Here is a 20266-nt window from a genome sequence, read left to right as displayed (position 1 = left end):
GGCGGTGCATGGTTGCTCGCCGCACCGGACAAGCCGGGCACGTTGTCTTTGGCTGGTCGCCGCGGCGGCCGCGTTACATAAAGAGCTTGGCTGGGGCCGGTGGCTGGTTGAGGTACTGGCGAGGTCGGCGATCGCGCTCGCGCCGATTGAGGTGCTCGCTATGGTTGCGGCCGGTAGTGGGGACGCCTGGAACGTGACCCTTTGTTGGTGGTGAAAAGCGCTGGCAAGGAGGCCGGGGGTGCTGCCGTGCCCGGCTGCCTCGCTGGTTGCCCCTTTTTCGTCGCGGCGCTGTCCAGTTGTCGGGGGTCTGTGGGCTTGGTGGTGGGCGTGAGCAAGTAGTTACCTGTCCTGGCCCACCTTTTCTTGTTCAAGCTCCCGGTTGTTGGCCCGGCTGGACTCGCCGGCGCTCACTATGCGTGAGTTTTCGGCGTATGGACCCGAAAAAGTCACGCGTAGCGCGAAACGGCAGGCGGATACGCCAGTAGGACTCCCCAGTGCCCGATTCGTGAGGTATCCGGGCGGGCTGGGGAGCGAAACTGACCTGGAATGACGGGTAAAGCTCCCCGGCCCCACCTACTAGCCCGCCTGGAGAGCTGGGTGGAACGTTTTGTGCAAATGGCGACATGAAGTTTCCACACTGGCGCTGCTTTTCGACCTCAGCCATAGCGGGTACCTCAAGCAGCGGTCACGCGATCGCCAACCTCGCCAGTACCTCAACCCCGCGCCGGCCCCAGCCAAGCTCTTTATGTAACGCGGCCGCCGCGGCGACCAGCCACAGACAACGTGCCCGGCTTGTCCGGAGCGGCGAGCAACCATTGCCAAAGCAGCTCACACCCCCAAGAACCGACCCGTCAGTACCTGAGTGAGCGTTTCCGGGGAGACGGTATGGAAGGTTCCTTCGTGGCCTTCGGCGGTTGCATCCGGGAGGGCTGCGGCGGTTTGGCGGACTGACTCTTGTAGCCACGCCGGGCTGGCGTTGCTGAAGAGGGCGAGTGTTGGCGTGTTGATCGACTTGAGCAGAGCGGTCGGTACGGCGCTGTCCCGCAACTGGAGCGCGTCGTACAGGAGGGTTGGAGCCATGGCGATCAGCTCGGGCCACATGGGGGTGGAGCGCATTTGGTCGACCGCCTCCTTGGGCTGGCCTACTGCCTCGACCATGAAGAGCTCGGCGGCTCCTGCGGCATCGAGTTCCTGCAGACGCTCGACGTACCGGTCCGGCACTGGCGGTGCGCCCTCGGTGCGGAACGGCGGCTCCACCACGGCCAGCTGCTCGAACGGCACCCCGGACTGCAGCAGCACCATCACCCCTGATGAAAAAGCACAGGCGAAGCGCGCGCCCGTTGCGGCCTGTACGGCGGCCAGGTCTTCCCACTCGCGCTCGACCGCGTACGGCGAGGTGTCGCCGGAATCACCGCGGCCGCGGCGGTCGTAGTTGACCACGGCGAAGGCGGTCGACAGCGCCTCGACGTACGGGGTGAAGTACGACCTGGCGGTGAACGCACCGGCCACCAGGACCAAGCCGGGTCCGGTGCCGATCACGTCGTACGCGATTTCGGTGCCGTCTGGTGACGTGACTTTCTGCATCTGTCTACCTTTCTCCACAACGAATGTCTTGCCAGTGCGTCGATCGGTAGGCGGCAGAGCAGACAGCGGGCAGTTGTGATCTGAGTCACAGACAGGTGAGACCTATCGAAGCTGGACCCCGATCACTACAGTTGGATTATGTATACAGACAGCTGGTATGCGCGATGCTGCTGAGGCAGTTGGAGTACCTGGTGGCCCTCGCTCGGGAGAAGCATTTCGCCCGAGCCGCCAACGCCTGTTACGTATCGCAGCCATCACTGTCGGCCGCGATCCGCAAGCTCGAGCAGGAGCTCGACGTACCGATCGTGCGAAGGGGCCGGCGATTCGAGGGGCTGACACCCGAGGGCGAGCGGGTGCTGCTGTGGGCGCAGCGGATCCTGGCGGAGCAGGACGCATTGAAGCACGAGTTGTCTGTGCTGCGGGGCGGCCTGACCGGCACCCTGAGACTCGGCGCGATCCCTACCGCAATGCCGGTGATCTCGTTGCTGACGACACCGTTCTGTGAGCGGCACGGGCACGCACGGGTGACGATCGAGTCGCTGTCGTCGCGGGATATCACCCAGAAGCTGGCCGAGTTCGACCTCGATGTCGCGATGACGTACCTCGACGATGACACGCTCGGCCAGGTTCGCAAGACCCCGCTGTACGAAGAGCGCTACCTCCTGCTCACTCCACAGCACTCCCCGTTGGCCGAGTTGCCGATGGCAACGTGGGCGCAGGTTGCCGAGCTGCCGCTCTGCCTGTTGTCGCCGGACATGCGCAACCGCCGGATCATGAACGGCTACTTCACTGACGACGGCGTCATCGCCACCCCCGCCATCGAGAGTGACACCGTCTCGGGCCTCTACAGCCACCTCCACGGCGACCACTGGTCGACGGTGATTTCCCATGCCTGGCTGCACATGTTCGGCGTACCGGACGGGATGCGCGTCGTACCGCTGAAGGGCCCAGCCCACGGACCGCGCGTCGGCCTGGTGATCGCGGCCCGCAGCCCCGAGCCCGTGCTGGCAAGAGCGCTGCTCGATGTCGCCCGCCAGGCAGGTGTTCACAAAGCCCTCGACGATCTACTCGACGTGCATTTGATGGGTACCGCCTATCACGAGATAACCAGCAAGTCTTTGACCGTCGGCACCTAACAGCGGGACGGTGGAATCCCCTGAAGAACAAGGAGATTCCACATCATGGCGAAGATCCTCTGTGTCCTGTACGACGACCCCACGACCGGCTACCCGACGTCGTACGCGCGCGACGACGTGCCGACGATCACGACCTACCCCGGCGGCCAGACGGCGCCGACCCCGAAGGCGATCGACTTCACGCCGGGCGAGTTGCTCGGCAGCGTGTCCGGGGAGCTCGGCCTGCGCAGTTTCCTGGAGAGCCAGGGGCACACCCTCGTCGTGACGTCGGACAAGGAAGGCGACGGCTCGGTTCTCGATCGCGAGTTGCCCGACGCCGATGTGGTGATCTCGCAACCCTTCTGGCCGGCCTATCTGACCGCCGAGCGAATCGCGAAGGCGCCCAACCTGAAGCTCGCGATCACGGCGGGCATCGGCTCCGACCACGTCGATCTGGATGCCGCCGTACAGCACGGAGTGACGGTCGCCGAGGTGACCTTCAGCAACAGCATCAGTGTGGCCGAGCACGTGGTGATGATGATTCTCGGGCTGGTGCGCAACTACATCCCGTCGCACCAGGTCGTCGTTGACGGCGGCTGGAACATCGCGGACTGCGTGCAACGCTCCTACGACCTCGAGGGGATGCACGTCGGCACGGTCGCCGCCGGAAGAATCGGTACGGCGGTCTTGCGGCGACTCACGCCGTTCGAAGTGAACCTGCATTACACCGACCGGCACCGCCTGCCGGAGTCGGTCGAACGCGAACTCAACCTGACCTTCCACGCGAGCGCAGCCGACATGGTCCCGCACTGCGATGTGGTGACGATCAACGCGCCCCTGCACCCGGAGACGGAAGGGCTGTTCGGCGAGAAGTTGCTCGCAACAATGAAGCGCGGTACCTACTTGATCAACACCGCTCGGGCGAAGATCGCCGACCGCGACGCGATCGTCACCGCTCTCGAGAGCGGACAGCTCGCCGGGTACGCCGGCGATGTCTGGTACCCACAGCCCGCCCCGGCCGATCACCCGTGGCGCACGATGCCGAACCACGGCATGACCCCGCACATCTCCGGCTCCTCCCTGTCTGCGCAGGCCCGGTACGCCGCTGGGACGCGCGAGATCCTCGAGTCGTGGTTGGCGGGGACGCCGATCCGCGATGAGTACCTGATTGTCGACGGTGGGCGACTGGCGGGTACCGGAGCGCATTCGTATTCGACCCGGATGTAAGGCGGATCACGTGAGATGCGGGCATAACCGATGAGTACACCTGGTTGAATGTATACAGAAGCCAGAATTCAAAGAGAGGACAGCAATGATCTTCACCCGTAGGTTCGGCGCTCTGGCGGCCCGCCCGCAGTTTCCGGATGCCCCGGAGCTGCAGCAGGAACTCAACACTCCCGTGGACCTGGATGCCGAGCTCGCCGCACTGACCACAGACGACGAGAAGCAGCGCGCCGACGAGTCGGCCGCCTGATCGCTTGACCCAAGGCTGCGATGAAATAGCTAGGTACGGCCATGGCACTTGGTAGACTGTCTACCAAGTGCCATGCTGTTGCTCACAGCAAACAGGAGGACCTTCGATGACGACCATCAACGCAGGAGCGGAACCGGCCGGCGTCCGCCACGTGAAGCGGCCGCAGCCGCTGCGGGAGTCCGTCTACGAAGCCCTCACCGAGATGATCATCGACGGCACGCTCGAGCGCGGCCGGCACCTTGTCGAGGTTGAGCTCGCTGGTCTGCTCGGCGTCTCCCGCCAACCGGTGCGCGAGGCATTGCAACGCCTGAACAACGAAGGCTGGGTGGACCTCCGCCCCGGCTTCGGCGCCATGGTGCACGTGCCCGCCGAGGATGAGGTCGACCAACTCCTCGCCGCCCGCGCAGCACTCGAGTCCGAGTCCGCCCGCCTCGCCGCTCGTCATGCCACGAAGGAAGACCTGGCCAAGCTCAAAGAGCTCTGCAAGGTCGGTACGGCGTTCCACGAGTCCGGCGACACCGATGGCGCCGTACGGACGAACGGCGAACTGCATGCGTTCATCACCGAGATGTCCGGCAACCGGTTCCTGATCGACTTTGCCGCGCAGGTCGATCGTCGCGTCCGCTGGTACTACACCCCCATCGCCCCGGTCCGCGGTGCCGCCTCCTGGCGCGAGCACAGTCGCCTGGTCAAGGCGATCAGCGACGGCGACGAAGACAAGGCCGCCCAGACCATGCGCGAGCACACCGAGCACACCCGCAAGGCCTACCACGACCTCCGCGCCGCCGAAGGCCCCGCTGCGCCTGCCCCTGAGCCAGAACCCCGCCGCCGGCGCCGCAGTCTCTAACGCAAGCCGACTGCGTCGGTCGAGCGGTTAGTACGTGACAGCGCGCAGCACCTTGGCCGGCGCGCCAGCAGCCACCGAGTACGGCGGTATGTCGCGCGTGACCACGCTGTTCGCGCCGATCACGCACCTCTCGCCGATCGTCACACCGCTCGTCACCACGACATTCGCCCCAAGCCAGACGTTGTCGCCGATCCGCGTCGGCCCCTTGGACTCGAACCCCTGCCAGGGAACCGGCTTGTCGGGATCGTCGAAACGATGGTTGGAGTCCGTCACGAAACACCCGTTCGCGAGCATGCAATGCGAGCCGATCTCGACCAGCTCCAGCGCGGCAACCATCACCCCAAGGTTCAGAAACGTCCCCGCGCCGATCCGCACCCGCGCGTCATCCCCCACCGTGATCCACACGTTGGGCTCGAACAGCGCGTGCTCCCCCACCTCGAGCCGCCCATCTCGCAGCGCCTCCAGCACATTCCCCTGGAGCGGCCACCGTGCAAACGCCCCGCGGCGCATCAACTCCCAGTGAATCCGCGCTCGATTCCACGGCAGCGAGTTCCGCTCGTACCAGCGCCACTTCTGCACCCAGAGCTTGGCCTGTCCGGCAAGATCGTCCACCCGCCTGACCCTAGTGCCCTCTTCGATGGACCTCGAATGAATGTCGCGCTGTCTTCGGGCATGCGAAGGTGCTGATGCCCATCCGCCCCTGGGGAACGTCGAAGGAGCATCATGCAGTTCAGACCTGTCCTGACCCTGCTGACCGCGCTTGCTCTGCTGGTGCCGCTGACCGGTGCAGCTCCCGCACCCAGTACGCCGACGGCGCCGCGGCCCGCTGCGCAGCAGAAGGTCGCCGCCGCGACGGCGTCCGTCACCGCGGACTTCGCCCAGAACCTCGGCAAGGGTCACCGCGAGGTCTTCGGCGCGAATATCAACCACCTCGATCAGCCGGCCAAACTCGACGCCTTCCATCAGAACGGCGCGAACTTCGTCCGCCGGACGGCGTACCTCTTCCAGATCGTGCCCACCACGACGCCCGCGGACTACCGGGCGAACGTCGGTGGGGTCGCGGACCCGGCCAACTGGAACTGGGAGTTGTACGGCTGGGCGGACGAGTACGCCCAGCGCGGCATCGAGCTGATGCTGATCATGGGCTACGGCGTCCCCTGGATCGGGCACGGCTGTGCGGACTGCGAGTACTTCTCACCGCCACGGCCGGAGAACTGGGACATCTACGAGGACATCGTCAAGAAGGTCTACCAGCATTTCGCCGGCAAGGTGAAAATGGTCGAGCTCTGGAACGAGCCGAACATCGACTTCCTGCGGATCGGTGGCAGCTCGTACCCCGACAACCTGACGGCGTACCGGGACATCTACTTCCACGCAGCCAAGGCGATCCGGTCGGTCGACAGCCAGATCCCGCTCGGCGGTCCGGCCTTGTCGGCCCCCGCGACGAACTGGATCCAGCCGCTGCTGAGCGACGCCCGCATCGCGCCGAACATCAACTTCCTCAGCTACCACCACTACGCGACCGACCCCACCGAGGTCGTCGACCAGTGGAAGGCCGTCGCGCAACAGAACGGCAAGGGCGCCGACTTCCCGGTCTACGTGACCGAGTGGAACTGGACCGCCGCCTGGGGCTACGACCCGATGAACAGCGATCACCCGAACATGATCAGCTCCGTCGGCCAGCGGCTGAGTACCTTCTACAAGCAGCGCGCCAACGGCACGCTCTACTACGCCGACAACGACGAAGGCGAGGAGGATTGGGGCGTGCACTTCGGCGTGTACAAAAACGGCACGCTGACCCCGAAGTCGCGCGCGTTCCGGCTGCTGGGACAGGACCTCGGCCTCGCCGCCGGTGACAGCATCATCCGCGGGATCAGCTACGGCGGCCCGGTCACCAACGCAGCGGCCGCGACCACCTCGACCGGCGACAACGTGGCGTGGGTGGTCAACGACGGCACGGCTCCGGTCGACGTCGACCTGGCGCTCACCGGGCTGGGCGGTGCGACCACCACGGTCGCGAGCATCTTCGAGGCGAGCAGCGACCAGGCGATCCCCTCCCCCAAGGCCTCGATCCCGCTGACCGTCGCCGGCGGCAACAGCCGGGTCCGGTTCCAGGCGCCCGCGAAGTCGGTGCTGGGTGTTCGCCTGACGCCGTACTCAATCGCCGATACCGAGAATCTCGCGCCGAGCGCGACGGTGACCGGCTCCTCCAGCAGCGACGGTCTCGTGCCGGCCAAGGTGATCGATGGGATCGAGTCAGTACACGCCTTCGGCGAGTGGGCCTCCAACGCCGAGATGACGCCGTGGGTCCAGCTCGCCTGGCCGACCGCGCAGACGGTCAGCCGCATCGTGCTCGCAGATCGGGCCAACCCGACGGACCAGATCAAGGCAGGCTGGCTGATCTTCAGCGACGGTACGTCGGTGCCGGTGCCACCGCTGCCCAACGACGGCAGCCCGAAGGTCATCTCGTTCCCTTCCCGTACGACGAGCTGGATCCGGCTGCAGGTCACCACGGGCGTCGGGCTCAATGTGGGGCTGTCCGAGCTGCAGGTCCACCGCGGCGGCAACGTCGCACCCGCAGGGGTACTGACCAGCAGCTCGGCCCCTGGCGTCGTACGGGCTGTTGACGGTGTGATCGGCTCCGACTGGGTGTCCACGACGGCATCGCCGTGGCTTCAGGTGGATTGGGTCAGCAACCGGACGATCGACGAGATCACCCTGTACGACCGGGCCGATGCCACCAGCAACGTGAACGGCGGGACACTCACCTTCAGCGACGGCAGTTCGGTCCCGGTGACCGGGATCCCGGCCGACGGCAAGGCGAAGGTGGTGACGTTCCCCGCGCGCAGCGTGGGCTGGGTGCGCTTCCAGGCGAGTGGGTCGACCGGGATGGGTATCGGGCTGTCCGAGCTGCAGATCCGGCCGATCGGCAACGTGGCTTCCAGCGCGACGGCGAAGGCGTCGTCGGAGGCGCCTGACACGCCCCAGACGAGCGCGGGTGCTGCCATCGACGGCGTGATCAACCAGTGGCACACCGGCGAGTGGGGCTCGAACCGCGAGCTCAACCCGTGGCTCCGGCTCGACTGGGCATACCCGCAGACCGTGACCCAGGTTGTGCTGTACGACCGGAACAACCTGATCGACAAGGCCCACGGCGGCACGTTGACCTTCAGCGACGGCAGCTCGGTCAAGGTCACTGAGCTCGACGACAGCGGGCGCGGCAAGACAGTGACGTTCACCCCGAAGTCGATCAGCTGGGTGAAGTTCCAGGTCGAAGGCGGCGAGGGCTGGGCCATCGGCCTGTCGGAGATCGAGGTCGGCTAACCGCAGACTGCCCGCAGCTCATCGGGTGAGCTGCGGGCGGTTCTCAACGGCGGCCGGTGGCGGCCTTGCGTTCAGCCAAGGCTGAGGCCAAGTGCGAGTACTGCTCGACGGTACGGCGCGCGTACCGGTTGTGCGGGAGGATCCGCGGCCACCAGTGGCGGCCGAGCTGTTCGTGCATCCAGAGGAAGCCGATGGCGAAGCCCATGCTGACGAGCGCACGGAAGGCCAGGAACTTCCAGGGTTCGGGCGGGAGTCCGGGGCTGCCGGTCACCCACCAGGTGGTGGTGATGGCGTGGACGAGCAGGGCGAGCGGGAAGCCGATCACCCAGTAGACCGCGGCCGGCGCGAACACTCCGGCCGGGACTTTGCCTAGGGCAACCAGTACGGCGTACCCGGAGCCGAGCACGATCAGAGGGAGACCGAGGCCGAGGCCGGTGATGATGGCCCAGCCCAGCGGCTGTCCGGCCAGGACGCCGAGCGCCCCGGCGACCAGCCCGGCTGCGGCGCCGACGATTGCCCCCGGGACCGAGAACTCCGCAAGTTCCTTCGATGAGGTCATGTCAGCCCACTGCCACGCCGAAGCGGATCAGGCAGTAGAAGAGCATGCCCAGGTAGAAGACCGCACCGAATCCGATGATCAGGTTCCGCACCGGGCCGGGCCGGATCTTCTTGGGGAGCAGCTTGTTGTTCACCAGGAGCAACACGATGCAGTAGGCGCCCATCGCGAACGTGGACAAGAAGGCGAGGGTGTCCAGAATCCCCGCCGGCCCGTCAGCGGGACCGAACAGCAGAATCAGGATGCCGAAGACGATCACGCCCCACAGGAACCCGGCGTACAGGCGGGACATCGAGAATCGCTTGGCGCCCGGCACGAAGTAGTACGTCATGTCCGCCTGGCCGCGGGAGAACGAGTCGAACAGACCCAGGGTCGCGTTCAGCCCGATCAGTGCGATGAAGGCGAAGAACAGCGTGCCCAGGATCGGCGAACCCGCCGAGGCGAACGCATCCGACATCGCCCGCAGCGCCGCATCCCGGTCGCCTCCTTCGATCAGCGACTTCACGTTCGGGTTGGTCCGGGCCGCCGACATGGCCAGCACGGTGAACGACACCGTGACCAGCATCGTGATCCCCCAGAAGAGCAGGATCGCGTCGAAGGTGACCCACTTGCGCCAGCCCTTCCACTTCGCCATCTCCGCCGGGTCTTCGGTATCGAACATGAACCCGCGCGACGGCATCGCCTCGGCCTCGCCGGCCGACCGCAGCCCGCGGACCTTCGGAATGTGTGCACCCATCCCAGCGCCACTGTCCCGCAGCTGCAGCGTGTACCACATCTGCTGCATCCCGGACGGTCCGGCGAAAGCGATCGACCCGACCACGACCGGGAACCACGCCGAGGTCATCGCCTCGTGCGGGAAGTACCCGACCGCGAACATCCCGGCCAGCGTCTTGCCGAGGTCGTCCCAGTTACCGACGATCGCCGCGATGACCGACGTACCGACGACCAGGAAGCCGATCAGCAACCCGAGCAGTTTCTCGAGGAAGTTGTAGATCACCGAGAGCATGCTGAACAGGACGCCGACGAACACCAGAGCCACGCACGCCGTCACCTGCCACGGTATGCCCGACACTTCCTCGAAGGCGGCGGCTCCGGCCGAGAGATGGCCGGGCCACATGTAGATCAGGATCGCCGCGACGTAGAAGAACCACATCAGCGGTTTGAAGATCCGGGCGGCGCCGAAGAAGATGCTCTCCCCGGTCGCCATCGCATACCGCGCCATCTCCAGCAGCACGAACGCCTGCAGGGTGACGCCGACCATGAACAGCCAGCGGATGTCCGGCCCGAACACCAGGACGAGCCGGGGCCACATGTACGACTCCCCCATCCCCACGCCCAGCGCGACCAGGAAGACGGTCGGGCCGAGGATGTGGATGGACGGTGGTGCGTCCGGCAGTTTCCGGATCGGCATCGGTTCGAGCCGGCCGGCTTTCCAGACCTTCTCGGTGACGGCCGCCGCGGCGGGCTCGTCGGGGACTTCTGAGGTCTTGCTTGTGACGTCCAAGGCGGACTCCTTAGATCGACGCCAGGCACACTGAATGAACCCCCGCTGTGCAACCCCTCCCTTGCTACGTTCCGAGCGGCCCCGCGTTGCGGGCCCAGCGGTACTTGGCGCCGAGCACCTGAACCGGTGTCTCGGTGGTGTACGGATAGGCGACCACGCCGTGCTCGAACAGGTACTGCGCAGCCTCTTCGACCTCGACGTCACCCGACAGCGATGCGACCACGGGCTTGTCGATGCCCTTGGCCCGATACTCCTCGACCACCTCGGCGACCAGCTTCGCGAACACCATCGGCGGTGTAACGATGGTGTGCCAGTAGCCGAGGATCAGTGCATGGATCCGCTCGTCCTCGAGCCCGAGCGCAACAGTGTTCCGGTACGTCGACGGTGGTTCCCCGCCGGTAATGTCGATCGGATTGCCGGCCGCCCCGAACGGCGGGATGAACTTCTTGAACGCCGCGTCGAGGTCCGGCGGGATCGTCATCAACTGGAGGCCGTTGTCGACACAGGCGTCCGAAAGCAGGACACCCGAGCCGCCCGCGCCGGTGATGATGACGACGTTCTCACCCTTCGGAGTCGGCAGCAACGGAATCCCCCGGGCGTACTGGAGCATCTCGTTCAGCCCCGGAGCCCGTACGACGCCGCTCTGCCGCAGGATGTCGTCGTACACCTTGTCGTTTCCCGCCAGGGCACCCGTGTGCGAGCTGGCCGCCTTCGCGCCCATGGCGGTGCGACCGGCCTTCAGCACGATGACCGGCTTCTTCTTCGACACCCGGGACGCCGTCTCGGCGAAAGCCCGGCCGTCCTTCAAATCCTCAAGATGCATGGCGATCAGGTTGGTGTTGTCGTCGTTCTCGAAGAACGTCAGGAGGTCATCCTCGTCGATGTCGGCCTTGTTGCCTACCCCAACGATCGCGGAGACGCCCATCCGGCTGGACCTGCTGAACCCGAGGATGGCCATCCCGATCCCGCCGCTCTGCGATGAGAGCGCGACACTGCCCTGGACGTCGTACGGTGTGCAGAAGGTCGCGCAGAGCTTCTCCGGCAGGTAGTAGTAGCCGTAGATGTTCGGCCCGAGAATCCGGACGTTGTGCTTGCGGGCGATCGCCACGATCTCGTCCTGGAGCTCCTGCTCCCCGGTCTCGGCGAACCCGGACGGGATCAGGATCGCCCCGGCCACGCCCTTCTCACCGCATTGCTCGAGCGCTCCACCGACGAACTTGGCCGGTACGGCGAACACCGCCACATCCACGTCACCCGGTACGTCGAGGATGCTGGGGAAGGCCTTCAGCCCCAGCACCTCGCCACCCTTCGGGTTGATCGGGTAGATGTCGCCCGCATACCCGCCGTTGACCAGGTTCTTCATCACCGAGTTGCCGATCTTGCCGTCCTCGTTGGACGCCCCGATCACGGCGACGGCGCGCGGTTTCATGATCCGCATCATCGCCGTCAGGATCTCCTCCTGGCTGTACCGCTCGACCGGCTTGCCGGCCTCGGTGTCGACGATGATCCGGAAGTCGACCGCGGTGGCGCCATCCGGCCCGGCGAGCACCGGGTTCAGGTCCACCTCGGCGAACTGCGGGAAGTCGGTGACCAGGTCGGACAGCCGCTGGACCAGCTCGCCCAGCGCGTCCTTGTCCACCGGCTTGGCGCCGCGGATCCCCTCGAGCATTTCGCGCGCGTTGATCCCGTCGATCATGGCGCGCGCCTCGGCGCCGGTCAGCGGTGCGAGCCGGAAGGTGACGTCCTTCAGCACCTCGACGAGAACGCCGCCGAGACCGAAGGCGACGATCTTCCCGAAGGTCGGATCGGTCATCGCCCCGATGATGACCTCCTGCACGTCACCGCCCGTGACCAGCATCTTCTGCACCTGAACGCCGCTGATCTCCGCATCCGCCTTGTAGGCCTTGGCGTTCGCAATGATCTTCTCGTACGCCGCCTGTGCCGCCGCCGGACTGTCCACTCCGACGACCACGCCACCGGCGTCGGTCTTGTGCAGGATGTCCGGTGAACTGATCTTCAGCACCACCGGGAAGCCGATCTCGGCCGCGAGACCGGCTGCTCCCTCGGCAGTCGTGGCCAGCCCCTCACCCGGCGTCGGGATCCCGTACGCATCCGCGACCAGCTTGGCCTCGGGCGCGCTCAGCGAGGTGCGGCCGTCCGCCAGAGCCTGGTCGAGGATGGTCTGGACTGCTGCCTTGTCATAACTCATGCCATGCACTCCGTTTCGCGAAGAATGGGGTGACGTCAGACGACGCCGGCGGCCTTCAGTTCCTCGAGTTCGGCGGTGTCGATGCCGAGCGATCCGTAGACGGCCGTGTTGTGTTCACCGAGACCGGGTGAGGTCTCGACCACGACCGGGGAGTCGGACAGCTTGATCGGGCAGCCGACGGTCTTGAAGGTCCCGCGCTGCGGGTGCTCGACCTCGACGACCGCGCCGAGGTCGGCCAGCGTCTTGTCCTCGATCAGCTCACGCGTCGACATGATCGGCCCGCACGGCACGTTGAGTGCGTTGAGCTTGTCCATCACCTCGAACTTGGTGTGCTGCTCGGTCCACTGCTCGATCAGCGCGAACATCTTGTCCAGCTTGTCGAGGCGGGAGGCGGGCGTCGCCCAGTCCGGGTCCTCGGCCAGCTCCGGCTTGCCGATCAGGTTCGCGATCGGAGCCCAGCCGGGCGGCTGGACGATCACATAGATGTAGTCGTTCGGCCCACCAGGCGCCGTACGGACTGCCCACCCGGGTTGGCCGCCGCCGGACGCGTTGCCGGAGCGCGGGACCTCGGAGCTGAAATTGTCGTTCGGGTATTCCTTCAGCGGACCGTGCGCGAGCCGCTGCTGGTCGCGCAGTTTGACCCGTGTCAGGTTCAGCACGGCCTCCTGCATCGCGACCGAGACCCGCTGACCCTTGCCGGTATGCGTGCGCTGGTAGAGCGCGGCCAGGATGCCGGCGACCAGGTGAATGCCCGTCCCGGAGTCGCCGATCTGAGCACCGGTCGCGGTCGGCGGACCTTCCTCGAAGCCCGTCGTACTCATCGCGCCGCCCATCGCCTGGGCGACCACCTCGTAGGCCTTGAAGTTCTCGTAGCGGCCCGGGCCGAAGCCCTTGATCGACGCGAAGACGAGCTTCGGGTTGATCTCCTGCAGCCGCTCCCAGGTGAAGCCCATCCGGTCGATCGCGCCGGGCGCGAAGTTCTCGACCAGGACGTCGGAGTTCTTCACCAGATCGATGAAGATCTCCTTGCCCCGCTCGGATTTCATGTTCAGCGTGATGCTGCGCTTGTTGCAGTTGAGCATCGTGAAATAGAGGCTGTCGACATCCGGTACGTCGCGCAGCTGCTGGCGGGTGATGTCACCGGTCGGCGCTTCGAGCTTGACCACATCGGCGCCGAGCCAGGCAAGGATCTGCGTGCAGGACGGACCCGACTGCACGTGGGTCATATCGAGTACACGAACACCATCGAGGGCCTGAGACATGACGGGGTCCTCCTACTTGTACATGGTCTGGTTCATGGTTCCGGGGGCGTACGCGTCCGGGTCGACCCAGACGTTGATCAGCGACGGCAGGCCGGATTCGCGCGCCCGCTGCATCGCCGGCCCGATGTCCTTCGGGTCGCGGACCTCCTCGCCGTACCCGCCGAGGTTGCGCGCGAACTCGTCGTACTTGACGTCACCAAGGGTGTTGCCGACCCGGCCGCGGTCCTGCCCGTACTTCGCTTCCTGGCCGTAGCGGATCTGGTTCATCGACGAGTTGTTGCCGATGACACCGACGAACGGAAGGTTGAAGCGGACCAGCGTCTCGAAGTCCCAGCCGGTCATCGAGAAGGCGCCGTCGCCGAAGAGTGCGACAACCTCCTTGTCCGGTCGCGCGTACTTCGCCGCGAGCACGAACGGGACGCCGACGCCGAGGGTGCCGAGCGGGCCCGGGTCCATCCAGTGGCCGGGCGACTTCGGCTGGACGACGCCGCCGGAGAAGGTGACGATGTCGCCGCCGTCGCCGATGTAGATCGAGTCCTCGGTGAGGAACTCGTTGATCTCGTGCGCGAGCCGCAGCGGGTGGATCGGGTTCGCATCGGACAGTTGGCGCGGAAGACGCTTCTGGTACGCCGCATCTTCCTCGGCCCGCAGTTCCTTGAACCAGGCCTGGCGATCCGTCTTCCGCACCCGACCGGTCGAGGCCTGCGTGACCGCGGCCAGGATCGCGCCCGGGTCGCCGACCAGACCGAGGTCGACGTCGCGGTTCTTGCCGACCGTGCGGTAATCCATATCGATCTGTACGACGGTTGCCGACTTCGGCAGTCGCCGGCCATAGCCCATCCGGAAGTCGAACGGCGTACCGACGATGATGATCAGGTCCGCATTGTTGAACCCGTACCGCCGCGACAGGTGGAAGTGGTGCGGGTCGCCGGGAGCGAGCGTGCCGCGCGCGGCACCGTTCATGAACGCCGGTACGTCGAGCGCCCGGACGAAGTCGGTCGCCGCGTCGCTACCGCGCGACGTCCAGACCTGACCACCGAGCAGTACGACGGGCTTCTCCGCGTGCGCGATGAGATCCGCCAGCGCCTCGATGGCGACCGGGTCGCCGATGCTCTTCGTCGACGCCCGGTAGTGCCCCGCCGAAGGAACTGTCGCGGACTCGACCGGGACCGAGTTGTCCAGGATGTCGCGCGGGATCTCCAGGAACGACGGTCCGAGCGCACCGTTGTAGCACTCACGGAACGCCATCGACACCATGTCGGCGGCGCGCGCGGTGTGCGGCACGGTCGCGGCGAACTTGGTGATCGGCGTCATCATGTCGACGTGCGGCAGGTCCTGCAGGGACCCCATCTTGTGCTGGTTCAACGCACCCTGACCGCCGATCAGCAGCATCGGGCTCTCGGCGCGGAACGCGTTCGCGACCCCGGTCACGGCGTTCGTCGTACCGGGGCCGGCGGTGACGACGGCACAGCCGGGCTTGCCGGTGATGCGGGCATAGCCGTCAGCCGCGTGCGCTGCAACCTGCTCGTGCCGTACGTCGACCACCGCAATGCCCTCGTCGACACAGCCGTCGTAGATGTCGATGATGTGGCCGCCGCAGAGGGTGAAGATCACCTCGACCCCCTCGGCCTTCAGGGCCTTGGCCACCAGGTGACCGCCCGAGATCATCTCCGGCTCCTTCACCTGCGCAACGGACTGGGCGGCGGGCTGGGTCTCCGACACTGTCTGCGCCATCTGCAGTCATCTCCTCGGAAAGGCCGGGATCCGGCTTCTGTAGATTGCATACCGTATGTGGTAGTCGTAGTCTTATCCCAGGCCGCAGTGCTTGTCCAGAGGGAGACGGCGATGACAATCCACGAGGAACTTCAACGGACCCGGACGGCACTGCTCGCGCTGGAGAAATCCCTTATGTCATTGAGGAATCATCTGGGCGCTCACATCGACGTACTGCGCCTGCTGGACGATCTGGAACGCTGCACGACGGACCTCCGCCGACTTGAGGACCAAATCATTACGCCGGCTCATCGCGAGCTGATCGTGATCCCCGACGACGACCGCGACCACGGGTTGTGGGGCGCCGGGGATGTCGATCACGAAGGAGTGGGCGCTCCGGGACGCAGAGCGCCATGAGCCGCTAGACACTGCTTGAGCAGGTTGCGGAGTTCACGGTCATTCGCTTGGCGAGCGGTGACCGCGACGGCTTCCGCGACCTGTTCGGTCGCGACGAACGTGCGGTAGAACGGCTCGCTCCAGCTGAAGCGCAGCCACCAGGGAATCACTCCCTCCCCCGTCATCAGCCGCAGCGCAGTCTCATGCGCCTTTCGCAACCTGACGCCCTCCTCACCAGTGGCCAGCGCCGTCGAGACACACAGCGCGACCACCCGAGCCGACACCTCCATGCCGGGCCGGGCAGTGTCGAGGAACCTCGGCGCCAACGGCAGCAACGCCCGGCGCCCCGCCGAGCTGGAATGGTCATGCACAGCCCGGGCCGCCGCGCTCAGGGTCGGATGCACGCACGTCGGCCGATCCGTCCACGGTTCCCGGGCCAGCTTCGACACCAGCTCCATCACGCAAGGCTCCGGCCGCGCGATGCGCCCGTACTCACTCACTCGTTCGACCCGGCGACCGGCGTACCCAATTGCCGCCGTACTGACAGCGCAGGTCGACCTGGCTGCTTCAGCAATCGCACACTCAAAGCAGCCAGTACGCCGAGCAGTCCCGCGCCGAGGAAGAGTGGTCGATAGCCGACGACCGCGATCACCGAAGCGGCCACTCCGACACCCACTAGGCCGCCGACAGCTTTGGCGGAGTACAGGATGGCTTGGTTCTGCACGAGGCTGTTCTCGCCGAAGAACTCCAGCACGAGGTTCGCCATGATCGCGTAGAACGCGCCACCACCGAGGCCGGCGAACATCGCGCAGACGACGAACGCCCAGCCGACACCCGCCTCCCCCGCCACGACCAGACCGATATGGGTGAAGCTCTCCACCATCAGTACAGCGGCCAAGACGCGCCGCCGGCCGAATCGATCGGACAACGTCCCGGCGAGTGAGCGACCAAGACCGTTGACCGCGGCAAGCAATCCGGCAGCGAACCCGGCGACCGCCATCCCCAATCCGGTCGCAACAGCGAAGCTCACCACGAAGGCGATCCCGAACAACGACAACGCGGCGCTGATCGCGAGCATGAGCCACATCAGCGGGAGCGCGCCCGTCCGCATCGCCTCAGCTGGACGGTAGTGGCGCACGGCGGGCGAGTTGTGCGGAATGCTCCGGTTGAGTTTGCGGTCGACCGCCCATGCCTGCGCATCAATCGCCGCGGGCCACCAGTGCCGCGGCGGATCCTTCAGGAGCCCGCCACCGATGGCAGTCGCCAGCACGGCGACGATCGCAGCCAGGTCAAAGACCAACCGCCGGCTGCCAGGCGTCTCCGCCAGCGTCAACAGCAAGATGCTCGGTACGGCGCCGATCGCGAAGCCGCCGGTGACGAACCCGATCGTGGCGGTGCGCCGATCGGGGAACCAGCGAGCCGCGGTCGTGATGCAGGCGGCGTAGACGACACCGGCGCCGATACCGCCGATCAGGGCGTAGCCGATCACCACGACCAGATAGCTGTCCGCGTGCGCGAGAGTGGCGAGGCCGATCGCGGACAGAACCCCGCCGAGAACCACGAGCTGGGTCGGAGTTGCCCGCCGTACCCGCTGGAGCCAGCCGGCTGGGATCGCGACCAGGGCCTGGCAGGCGACGAAGATCGCCAGCAGCCACAGGGTTTGGACCGCACCCCAGCCGCGGTCGGATTCGAGGCCGAGGGCGGCGGTGCCGAACGAGTACTGCAACGGACTGATGGCAAGCATGCATGCCCACGCCGCCCACAGCTGCCAGCGGCGCGGGTGCCCGGTCAGGTCCTGGGCGTCCTCACCCACTCGATACTGCCTGCCGTACACGTCCCGGGTAGTCACGTGATCCATGTCGCGCCTCCTGACTACTGCATACCGTATGAGATCTGTGGTACCCCTCTCCGCCGCTGGTTGTCCAGAGCTGGCGCGTTGCGACCGCCTCTTGTGACCAGATTGCATACCGCATACAGTCGGCACTCGACCGCTCGATCGGAGGACTGCCCCGTGGACCTGATGGAGTACCAAGCCAAAGAGCTGTTCGCACGGCACGGCGTCCCGGTGACGCTCGGCCGCGTGATCGAGGACCCGGCTGACGCTGCGGCAGCTGCCGCAGAGCTCGGCGGACGTGTGGTGGTGAAGGCGCAAGTGAAGACCGGCGGCCGCGGCAAGGCCGGCGGGGTCAAGCTCGCCGCCTCCCCCGACGAGGCGGTCGCGCGGGCCGGCGACATCCTCGGGATGGATATCAAGGGCCACACCGTGCACCGCGTGCTGCTCGCACCGGCCGCCGCTATCGCCTCGGAGTTCTATCTCTCGTTTCTGGTTGATCGAGCGAATCGTTCCTACCTCTGTATCGCCAGCACCGAAGGCGGTGTGGAGATCGAGGAGGTCGCGCACACCAACCCTGACGCGATCGCTCAGGTGCCGATCGACCCGGCGCTCGGGGTCGACGATGCGAAGGCCGCCGAGATCGTGGCCGCGGCTGGATTCCCCGCCGGCGCGGAGGACGTCGTACGGCGGCTGTGGGACGTGTTCATTGCCGAGGACGCGACGCTGGTTGAGGTGAACCCGCTGGTGAAGCTGGCCGACGGATCGCTGGAGGCGTTGGACGGGAAGGTGACGTTGGACGACAGTGCGTCGTACCGGCATCCCGATCACGCGGCCTTCGAAGACCGCGCGTCGGCGGATCCGCTCGAGGCCGCGGCGCACGACAAGGGGCTGAACTACGTCAAGCTCGATGGCTCGGTCGGCATCATCGGGAACGGCGCCGGACTGGTCATGTCGACGCTCGACGTCGTCGCGTACGCAGGTTCGCCGTACGGCGTGAAGCCCGCGAACTTCCTCGACATCGGCGGCGGTGCGTCGGCCGAGGTGATGGCGAACGGCCTCGGGATCATCCTGAGCGATCCGCAGGTCCGCAGTGTCTTCGTGAACGTCTTCGGCGGCATCACCGCCTGCGACGCGGTGTCGAACGGGATCGTCCAGGCGCTCGAACTGCTCGGCGCTGCCGCTGACAAACCACTGGTCGTCCGGTTGGACGGGAACAACGTGGCCGAAGGTCGCAAGATCCTTGCCCAGGCCAACCATCCGCTGGTGACCGTGGTCGACACGATGGACGGCGCCGCCCTGCGCGCCGCCGAACTCGCCGCTGAAGGGGTTTGATGATGGCAATCTTTCTGACGAAGAAGAGCCGGGTTGTCGTCCAGGGGATGACCGGTGCCGAGGGGCAGAAACACACCAGCCGAATGCTTGCCGCCGGCACCGATATTGTCGGCGGCGTGACGCCCGGCAAGGGCGGCCAGTCGGTCGACTTCGCTCGCCGTTCGATACCGGTCTACGGGTCATGCGCGGATGCAGTTGCTGCGACAGGCGCCGATGTGTCGGTGGTGTTCGTGCCGCCGCGGTTCACCAAGGGCGCGGTGATCGAGGCTGTCGACGCAGGGATTCCGTTGGTGGTCGTGATCACCGAGGGCGTGCCGGTGCACGACACGGCCGCGTTCTTCGCGCACGCTTCCGCAGCTGGAGTCCGAGTGATCGGGCCGAACTGCCCAGGGATCATCAGTCCCGGCCAGGCGAACGCGGGGATCATTCCAGCGGATATCGCCGGACCTGGGCGGATCGGCCTGGTGTCGAAGTCGGGGACGCTGACCTACCAGATGATGTACGAACTGCGAGACTTCGGCTTCTCGACGGCCATCGGAATCGGCGGCGACCCGATCATCGGAACCACCCACATCGACGCCCTGCAAGCGTTTCAGGACGACCCGGATACCGACGCGATCGTGATGATCGGCGAGATCGGCGGCGACGCCGAGGAGCGAGCAGCGGCGTACATCGCAGCGCACGTGACGAAACCGGTGGTCGGATACGTCGCCGGCTTCACCGCCCCAGAAGGCAAAACGATGGGCCACGCAGGCGCCATCGTCTCCGGCTCATCCGGTACGGCGGCCGCCAAGCAGGAGGCGCTGGAGGCAGCCGGTGTTCGCGTCGGCAAAACCCCCACCGAGACCGCGGAGCTGCTGCGATCAGTACTGGTCGCGGTATAAGCGCCACCACACCACAGCCCCATAACGTCCGAAGATCCGGAGACCACGCCCTCCAACCCTTCGGACGTTGTGGGTTGTTCGCCGACGCACCCCATTTGATGGGTCAGCCCACGGGGATGCGGGTGGGCCTACCGCATGCGGTGGGCTAACCCACACGGGCGTGGGTCAGCCCACCAAATGTGGAACAGGTGGGTCCGGTCGTCGCTGTGGATCGGACCCACCTGGGCTCAGG

General features: G+C 66.3%; 17 protein-coding genes. 8 read left to right on the top strand and 9 right to left on the bottom strand.

From position 1 onward, the window contains the following. Positions 1 to 828: 828 nt before the first annotated feature. Positions 829 to 1584: an alpha/beta fold hydrolase gene (locus tag E1263_RS09020; RefSeq protein WP_132166743.1), complete on the bottom strand. Its 756-nt coding sequence runs from the start codon at positions 1582 to 1584 to the stop codon at positions 829 to 831. A 164-nt stretch (positions 1585 to 1748) separates the two neighbouring features. Here E1263_RS09020 and E1263_RS09015 point away from each other — a divergent pair, with 164 nt between their 5' ends. The 4 genes from E1263_RS09015 to E1263_RS09005 all read left to right on the top strand — a co-directional run bounded on the left by E1263_RS09015 (position 1749) and on the right by E1263_RS09005 (position 5020). Continuing rightward, positions 1749 to 2720, top strand: coding sequence for a LysR family transcriptional regulator (locus E1263_RS09015; protein ID WP_132166742.1), 972 nt, complete (start codon positions 1749 to 1751; stop codon positions 2718 to 2720). 45 nt (positions 2721 to 2765) lie between these two features. After that, the gene (locus E1263_RS09010) at positions 2766 to 3926 is read left to right on the top strand and encodes an NAD-dependent formate dehydrogenase (RefSeq protein ID WP_132166741.1); all 1161 of its coding nucleotides are present in this window, start codon (positions 2766 to 2768) and stop codon (positions 3924 to 3926) included. An 85-nt stretch (positions 3927 to 4011) separates the two neighbouring features. Beyond that, a complete protein-coding gene (locus tag E1263_RS42645) occupies positions 4012 to 4173 on the top strand; it encodes a hypothetical protein (RefSeq protein ID WP_165956552.1) in 162 nt (53 codons plus the stop codon). A 106-nt stretch (positions 4174 to 4279) separates the two neighbouring features. Continuing rightward, complete coding sequence (locus E1263_RS09005) at positions 4280 to 5020, top strand: GntR family transcriptional regulator (protein ID WP_132166740.1); 741 nt, start codon at positions 4280 to 4282, stop codon at positions 5018 to 5020. 27 nt (positions 5021 to 5047) lie between these two features. On the opposite strand, the gene E1263_RS09000 is transcribed toward E1263_RS09005, so the two are convergent. Next, positions 5048 to 5632 (bottom strand): acyltransferase, encoded by a 585-nt coding sequence (locus E1263_RS09000; protein WP_132166739.1) that lies wholly within the window; start codon positions 5630 to 5632, stop codon positions 5048 to 5050. 111 nt (positions 5633 to 5743) lie between these two features. Here E1263_RS09000 and E1263_RS08995 point away from each other — a divergent pair, with 111 nt between their 5' ends. Beyond that, positions 5744 to 8344 carry a DUF7402 domain-containing protein gene (locus E1263_RS08995; RefSeq protein ID WP_132166738.1) on the top strand — a complete coding sequence of 867 codons (2601 nt, stop codon included), beginning with the start codon at positions 5744 to 5746 and terminating at the stop codon, positions 8342 to 8344. Between the two features lie 43 nt (positions 8345 to 8387). Here E1263_RS08995 and E1263_RS08990 read toward each other — a convergent pair whose 3' ends face one another. The 5 genes from E1263_RS08990 to E1263_RS08970 form a co-directional block, all read right to left on the bottom strand. After that, a complete protein-coding gene (locus E1263_RS08990) occupies positions 8388 to 8903 on the bottom strand; it encodes a hypothetical protein (RefSeq protein ID WP_132166737.1) in 516 nt (171 codons plus the stop codon). A gap of 1 nt (position 8904) precedes the next feature. After that, entirely contained in the window at positions 8905 to 10404 is a 1500-nt protein-coding gene (locus E1263_RS08985) for an Nramp family divalent metal transporter (protein WP_132166736.1), read from the bottom strand. A gap of 64 nt (positions 10405 to 10468) precedes the next feature. Further along, complete coding sequence (locus E1263_RS08980) at positions 10469 to 12613, bottom strand: acetate--CoA ligase family protein (protein ID WP_132166735.1); 2145 nt, start codon at positions 12611 to 12613, stop codon at positions 10469 to 10471. Between the two features lie 35 nt (positions 12614 to 12648). After that, complete coding sequence (frc, locus tag E1263_RS08975) at positions 12649 to 13875, bottom strand: formyl-CoA transferase (RefSeq protein WP_132166734.1); 1227 nt, start codon at positions 13873 to 13875, stop codon at positions 12649 to 12651. A 12-nt stretch (positions 13876 to 13887) separates the two neighbouring features. Further along, the gene (locus E1263_RS08970; protein ID WP_202868796.1) at positions 13888 to 15609 is read right to left on the bottom strand and encodes a thiamine pyrophosphate-binding protein; all 1722 of its coding nucleotides are present in this window, start codon (positions 15607 to 15609) and stop codon (positions 13888 to 13890) included. A 111-nt stretch (positions 15610 to 15720) separates the two neighbouring features. On the opposite strand from E1263_RS08970, the gene E1263_RS08965 reads away from it, so the two are divergent. Then, the gene (locus E1263_RS08965; protein ID WP_132166733.1) at positions 15721 to 16005 is read left to right on the top strand and encodes a hypothetical protein; all 285 of its coding nucleotides are present in this window, start codon (positions 15721 to 15723) and stop codon (positions 16003 to 16005) included. Here E1263_RS08965 and E1263_RS08960 read toward each other — a convergent pair. Together E1263_RS08960 and E1263_RS08955 are read right to left on the bottom strand one after the other, a co-directional pair. Beyond that, positions 15966 to 16442, bottom strand: coding sequence for a hypothetical protein (locus E1263_RS08960; protein WP_132166732.1), 477 nt, complete (start codon positions 16440 to 16442; stop codon positions 15966 to 15968). The two genes, E1263_RS08965 and E1263_RS08960, sit on opposite strands and share 40 nt — an antisense overlap. Before the next feature lie 38 nt (positions 16443 to 16480). Continuing rightward, positions 16481 to 17842, bottom strand: a complete 1362-nt coding sequence (locus E1263_RS08955) for an OFA family MFS transporter (protein ID WP_132166731.1) — start codon at positions 17840 to 17842, stop codon at positions 16481 to 16483. Between the two features lie 153 nt (positions 17843 to 17995). On the opposite strand from E1263_RS08955, the gene sucC reads away from it, so the two are divergent. Together sucC and sucD are read left to right on the top strand one after the other, a co-directional pair. Then, complete coding sequence (sucC, locus tag E1263_RS08950; protein ID WP_132166730.1) at positions 17996 to 19150, top strand: ADP-forming succinate--CoA ligase subunit beta; 1155 nt, start codon at positions 17996 to 17998, stop codon at positions 19148 to 19150. A gap of 2 nt (positions 19151 to 19152) precedes the next feature. Continuing rightward, on the top strand, positions 19153 to 20034 hold the full coding sequence (gene sucD / locus E1263_RS08945; RefSeq protein WP_132166729.1) for a succinate--CoA ligase subunit alpha: 882 nt from the start codon (positions 19153 to 19155) through the stop codon (positions 20032 to 20034). Positions 20035 to 20266: the final 232 nt, after the last annotated feature.

Source organism: Kribbella antibiotica (assembly GCF_004349055.1).
GTDB lineage: Bacteria > Actinomycetota > Actinomycetes > Propionibacteriales > Kribbellaceae > Kribbella > Kribbella antibiotica.
The sequence above is the reverse complement of the archived record's forward strand: the minus strand, read 5'-3'. Positions and strand labels throughout refer to the sequence as shown.

Bases quoted from the DNA above. Each gene is read 5' to 3' on its own strand.
- E1263_RS08995 (WP_132166738.1), top strand. From the start codon at position 5,744: ATGCAGTTCAGACCTGTCCTGACCCTGCTGACCGCGCTTGCTCTGCTG.
- E1263_RS09015 (WP_132166742.1), top strand. From the start codon at position 1,749: ATGCTGCTGAGGCAGTTGGAGTACCTGGTGGCCCTCGCTCGGGAGAAG.
- E1263_RS08960 (WP_132166732.1), bottom strand. From the start codon at position 16,442: ATGGAGCTGGTGTCGAAGCTGGCCCGGGAACCGTGGACGGATCGGCCG.
- E1263_RS08955 (WP_132166731.1), bottom strand. From the start codon at position 17,842: ATGGATCACGTGACTACCCGGGACGTGTACGGCAGGCAGTATCGAGTG.
- E1263_RS09005 (WP_132166740.1), top strand. From the start codon at position 4,280: ATGACGACCATCAACGCAGGAGCGGAACCGGCCGGCGTCCGCCACGTG.
- E1263_RS08965 (WP_132166733.1), top strand. From the start codon at position 15,721: ATGACAATCCACGAGGAACTTCAACGGACCCGGACGGCACTGCTCGCG.
- E1263_RS08990 (WP_132166737.1), bottom strand. From the start codon at position 8,903: ATGACCTCATCGAAGGAACTTGCGGAGTTCTCGGTCCCGGGGGCAATC.
- frc (WP_132166734.1), bottom strand. From the start codon at position 13,875: ATGTCTCAGGCCCTCGATGGTGTTCGTGTACTCGATATGACCCACGTG.
- sucD (WP_132166729.1), top strand. From the start codon at position 19,153: ATGGCAATCTTTCTGACGAAGAAGAGCCGGGTTGTCGTCCAGGGGATG.
- E1263_RS08970 (WP_202868796.1), bottom strand. From the start codon at position 15,609: ATGGCGCAGACAGTGTCGGAGACCCAGCCCGCCGCCCAGTCCGTTGCG.
- E1263_RS42645 (WP_165956552.1), top strand. From the start codon at position 4,012: ATGATCTTCACCCGTAGGTTCGGCGCTCTGGCGGCCCGCCCGCAGTTT.
- E1263_RS09010 (WP_132166741.1), top strand. From the start codon at position 2,766: ATGGCGAAGATCCTCTGTGTCCTGTACGACGACCCCACGACCGGCTAC.
- E1263_RS08980 (WP_132166735.1), bottom strand. From the start codon at position 12,613: ATGAGTTATGACAAGGCAGCAGTCCAGACCATCCTCGACCAGGCTCTG.
- E1263_RS09020 (WP_132166743.1), bottom strand. From the start codon at position 1,584: ATGCAGAAAGTCACGTCACCAGACGGCACCGAAATCGCGTACGACGTG.